Origin of the sequence: Burkholderia sp. E168m23 (assembly GCF_016586125.1) — a bacterium.
GTDB classification, from domain to species: Bacteria; Pseudomonadota; Gammaproteobacteria; order Burkholderiales; family Burkholderiaceae; genus Burkholderia; species Burkholderia orbicola.
In genome coordinates, this window is the sequence record NZ_BCPP01000587.1 from 1 (window position 1) to 4,516 (window position 4,516).

At 70.4% G+C, this 4,516-nt stretch carries 3 protein-coding genes and 1 pseudogene; 2 read left to right on the forward strand and 2 right to left on the reverse strand.

Annotated elements, in window-relative coordinates; all coding sequences use genetic code 11:
• Together JMF90_RS25305 and JMF90_RS25310 are read right to left on the reverse strand one after the other, a co-directional pair.
• Window positions 1-283 (reverse strand): annotated as a pseudogene (locus JMF90_RS25305) (AMP-dependent synthetase); the annotation flags it as partial.
• A 198-nt stretch (window positions 284-481) separates the two neighbouring features.
• Window positions 482-1,615, reverse strand: a complete 1,134-nt coding sequence (locus JMF90_RS25310; RefSeq protein ID WP_011547202.1) for an acyl-CoA dehydrogenase family protein — start codon at window positions 1,613-1,615, stop codon at window positions 482-484.
• Between the two features lie 137 nt (window positions 1,616-1,752).
• On the opposite strand from JMF90_RS25310, the gene JMF90_RS25315 reads away from it, so the two are divergent.
• Window positions 1,753-2,787, forward strand: coding sequence for an AraC family transcriptional regulator (locus tag JMF90_RS25315; protein WP_011547201.1), 1,035 nt, complete (start codon window positions 1,753-1,755; stop codon window positions 2,785-2,787).
• A gap of 123 nt (window positions 2,788-2,910) precedes the next feature.
• Window positions 2,911-4,470: a nodulation protein NfeD gene (locus tag JMF90_RS25320; protein WP_011547200.1), complete on the forward strand. Its 1,560-nt coding sequence runs from the start codon at window positions 2,911-2,913 to the stop codon at window positions 4,468-4,470.
• The last annotated feature ends 46 nt before the right edge of the window (window positions 4,471-4,516 follow it).

The window sequence follows — 4,516 nt, forward strand, 5'->3', positions numbered from 1 at the left end:
GGATGCGGTCGCCGCGCCCGACGCCGATCGAACGCAACCAGTTCGCGATCCGCGACGAACGCTCGGACATCTGCGCGAACGAATACGGATCGCCCGTGCCGGTCGCCGCATCGACGATCCACAGCGCGGGCTGGTCGTTGCCGCGCGCCATCGGGTCGAAGTAGTCGAGCGCCCAGTTGAACGCATCGAGCACCGGCCATGCGAAATCGCGATACGCGGTGTCGTAGTCGGTGCGATGGCGCAGCAGGAAGTCGCGTGCGTCCAGGAATGCCTGTACCGTCATGTGTCGTCTCCGTCCAGTCTCCATGCCCAGCGGTCAACCGGCGCAGGTGCTGCGGCACTTGCCCGGTTCCGTGTTGCACGGCGCACGGTCACGTCGTTGCGTGCCGCGTTTGCCGCGCTGCCCTCGTGCCTGTCTCGTGTGCCTGCTTGTTCGACCGTTTGTTCGACTGCGTGATGCCGGATGGGCGCACGTCGCGGCTCACAGCTGCCGCGCGATCACCATCCGCTGCACTTCGCTGGTGCCTTCGTAAATCTGCGTGATGCGCGCGTCGCGATAGTGACGCTCGACTTCGTAATCGACCAGGTAGCCGTAGCCGCCGTGGATCTGGATCGCATCCGAACACACGCGCTCGGCCATCTCGGACGCGAACAGCTTCGCCTGCGACGCTTCCGACAGACACGGCAGCCCGGCCGTGCGCAGCTTCGCCGCGTGATGCACGAGCAGGCGCGCGGCGTTGATCTGCACGGCCATGTCGGCGAGCTTCTGCTGGATCGCCTGATGCTCGGCGATCGGCTTGCCGAACTGCACGCGCTCGCCCGCATAGCGGCGCGCCTTGTCGAACGCGGCGCGCGCGATGCCGAGCGCCTGCGCGGCGATGCCGATGCGCCCGCCTTCGAGGTTCGACAGCGCGATCTTCAACCCTTCGCCGCGATTGCCGAGCAGGTTCTCTTCCGGAATCGCGCAGTTCTCGAACGTGATCGGGCACGTATCCGATGCGCGGATGCCCATCTTCTTCTCGGGCTTGCCGACGATGAAGCCGGGCGTGTCGGTCGGCACCAGGAACGCGGAAATGCCGCGCTTGCCGGCTTCCGGGTCCGTCATGGCAAAAACGATCGCGACACCGGCGCGCTGGCCGTTGGTCACGAACTGCTTCGCGCCGTTCAGCACCCATTGGCCGTCGCGCAGTTCGGCCCGCGTGCGCAGGTTGTTCGCCTCGGAACCGGCATGCGGCTCGGTCAGGCAGAATGCGCCGATCACGCGGCCGGCCGCCATGTCGGCCAGCCAGCGATCCTTCTGCGCGGGCGTGCCGAAGCCGAGGATCGGCCCGCAGCCGACCGAGTTGTGCACGCTCATCATCGTCGCGCACGCGGCGTCGCCGGCCGCGACTTCCTCCATCGCCAGCGCATACGCCACGTAATCCGTATACGAGCCGCCCAGTTCCTGCGGCACGATCATCCCGAGCAGGCCGAGCTCGCCGAGCTGCGCGACGATCGCGTCGGGCAGGTGCGCGTCGTGGTCCCACTGCGCGGCGTTCGGCGCCAGCATCTCGGTGGCGAAAGCGCGCGCGGCGTCGCGGATCATCCGCTGATCTTCGGTGTAAAGCTCGTCCATGGTGCTGCAGTCTCCCGCGGCCGCCGGGCGCGACCGTCCTTGCGTTTCGATGCAACAAGTGTAGGCAAGCGCGCGCGACTGTTCGATGCTCGCGTCGCTCATTTACACTGAGCGTTTTTGCCACACCGGCGACACCGATGAAGCAGGAAGACAAGGGAACCGTCGCGATCAGCCTCGTCGCGCACAGCGTGTCGCTGGCCACGCGGCGCGGCGTCGCGGCCGAGCCGCTGCTCGCGCAGGCCGGCATCGCGCCCGCGCTGCTCGCGCAGCCGCGCGCACGCGTGTCCGCGCAGCAATACGGCGCGCTGTGGAACGCGATCGCGCGCACGCTCGACGACGAGTTTTTCGGGCAGGATCGCCATCCGATGCGCAGCGGCAGCTTCATCGCGATGAGCCAGGCGGCGCTGTCCGCACGCGACGGGCTGCACGCGATGGCGCGCGCGGTGAACTTCATGCACTGCGTGCTCGACGACCTGCACGCGGAGCTCGACGCGAACCCGCAGCGCGTGCGGCTGCGTTTCGTGCACCGCAACAACGGCGCGACGCCCGCGATGTTCACGTACGCGACCTATTTCATCATCGTGTACGGGCTCACCTGCTGGCTGATCGGCCGGCGCATACCGCTGCTGCACGCGAGCTTCCGCTGCGATACGCCGCCGGCCGACCACGAATACCCGTCGATGTTCTGCGACGACATGCGGTTCAACGAGCCCGATTCGTATGTCGATTTCGATCCCGAATTCGCGACGCTGCCGGTCGTGCAGAACGCGAAGACGCTGAAAACGTTCCTGCGCAACGCGCCGGCCAGCTTCATCGTCAAGTACCGCAACCCGAACGCGCTCGCGCAGCGGGTGCGCGCGGTGCTGCGCGGAATGCCGCCCGCCGCGTGGCCGGGCGCGGGCGGGATGGCCGCGCGGCTGCACGTGGCCGAAGCCACGCTGCGCCGCAAGCTGCATCAGGAAGGCCACGCGTACCAGTCGATCAAGGACACGCTAAGGCGCGATCTCGCGTTCGAGGCGCTGGCCGACCCGGCCCGCACGATCGCCGACGTCGCGGCCGCGACCGGTTTCGCGGAGCCGAGCGCGTTCTACCGCGCGTTTCGCAAGTGGAGCGGGCGCAGCCCGGCCGAGTTTCGGGAAGAAGCGCTCGCGCGCGGCGGCGGCGCCGGCTGAATGCGCGGCCAGTCCTGCCTCGCCTTCGCGCTTTCGGCCGAAACCGCCTAATCTTCAAGCATCGGGCCCACGCCCTTTCCGCCAGCCGGACGGCACGCGGCCGCGCGCCGCCCGGACGTCCCGATGCGCTTTCATCGTCATGGCCCGCCGCCGGCGCCTGCCGCGCCCGACGGCCGCCCCCGTCACCCGCTGTCCGCGCGGGTCGCGCGCGCCGCGCTGTTCGCGGCGCTGCTCGTCGTGTGCGCCGCGGTTGCCGCGCCGCCAGCGGCCGACGCGCCCGCCGCGCACCCGGTCGTCGTGATTCCCGTCAACGGCGCGATCGGGCCGGCCAGCGCCGATTTCATCGTGCGTTCGCTCGACCGTGCGGCCCGCGAGCACGCGCCGCTCGCGATCCTGCAGCTCGACACGCCCGGCGGCCTCGATACGTCGATGCGGCAGATCATCAAGGCCATCCTCGGCTCGCCGGTGCCGGTCGCCGCGTTCGTCGCGCCGGGCGGCGCGCGGGCGGCGAGCGCGGGCACCTACATCGTCTATGCGAGCCACGTCGCGGCGATGGCGCCCGGCACCAACCTCGGCGCGGCGTCGCCCGTGCAGTTCGGCATCGGCGGTGGCGCACCGCCGGGCGCGAATCCCGGTGCACCGCGACCGACTGGCGCATCGGGTGCGTCCGGTGCGTCTGGCGTGTCGGACGCGGCCGCCATGCTGCTGACCGACACGCAATCGACCGAGATCCGCAAGGCGATGCAGGACGCGTCCGCATACATCCGCGGCCTCGCGCAATTGCGCGGACGCAACGCCGAATGGGCCGAGCGCGCGGTGCGCGAGGCCGTGAGCCTGTCGGCGAACGAGGCGCGCGCGCAGCATGTGGTCGACCTGATCGCGCAGGACCCGGCCGATCTCGCGCGCCAGCTCGACGGCCGCGCGGTGACGACGACCGCCGGCACGCTGCATCTGGCGACCGCGCACGCGCCGCTCGTCGTGCTCGCGCCCGACTGGCGCAGCCGCTTCCTCGCGATCATCGCCGATCCGAACGTCGCGCTGATCCTGCTGACGATCGGCATCTACGGCCTCTTCTTCGAATTCGCGAACCCCGGTTTCGTGCTGCCGGGCGTCGCCGGCACGATCTGCCTGCTGGTCGGGCTGTTCGCGATGCAGTTGCTGCCGGTCAGCTATGCGGGCCTCGGCCTCGTATTGCTCGGGCTCGGCTGCCTCGTCGCGGAGGCGTTCCTGCCGACCTTCGGCGTGCTGGGGTTCGGCGGCATCGTCGCGTTCACGATCGGCGCGCTGATGCTGATCGACACCGACGTGCCCGGCTACGGGATTCCGTGGCCCGTGATCGCGAGCCTCGCGCTCGGCGGCGCGCTGCTCGTCGCGGGCGTGTCGAGCGTCGCGCTGCGCGCGCGGCGGCGCCCGGTCGTGACGGGCGCCGAGGCGATGCTCGGCAGCATCGGCGAAGTGCTCGACGACGGCCTGCAGCCGGACCAGCCGCCAGGCGCGGCCGGTGCACCCTCGTCGGCCGCCGGCTGGGCGCGCGTGCACGGCGAGCGCTGGCGCGTGGCGAGCAGCACGCCGCTGGCCGCCGGCTGCCGCGTGCGCGTCACCGGCCGCCACGGGCTGACGCTGACGGTTGCGCCGCTCTACGACGCGCCCGCCCCCGCCCATCCGCAGGGAGAACCTTCATGATCGGTTACACGTTCGGCTTCAGCAGCGTCCTCGTCGTCTTCGTCGT

Bases quoted from the DNA above. Each gene is read 5' to 3' on its own strand.
- JMF90_RS25310 (WP_011547202.1), bottom strand. From the start codon at position 1,615: ATGGACGAGCTTTACACCGAAGATCAGCGGATGATCCGCGACGCCGCG.
- JMF90_RS25315 (WP_011547201.1), top strand. From the start codon at position 1,753: ATGAAGCAGGAAGACAAGGGAACCGTCGCGATCAGCCTCGTCGCGCAC.
- JMF90_RS25320 (WP_011547200.1), top strand. From the start codon at position 2,911: ATGCGCTTTCATCGTCATGGCCCGCCGCCGGCGCCTGCCGCGCCCGAC.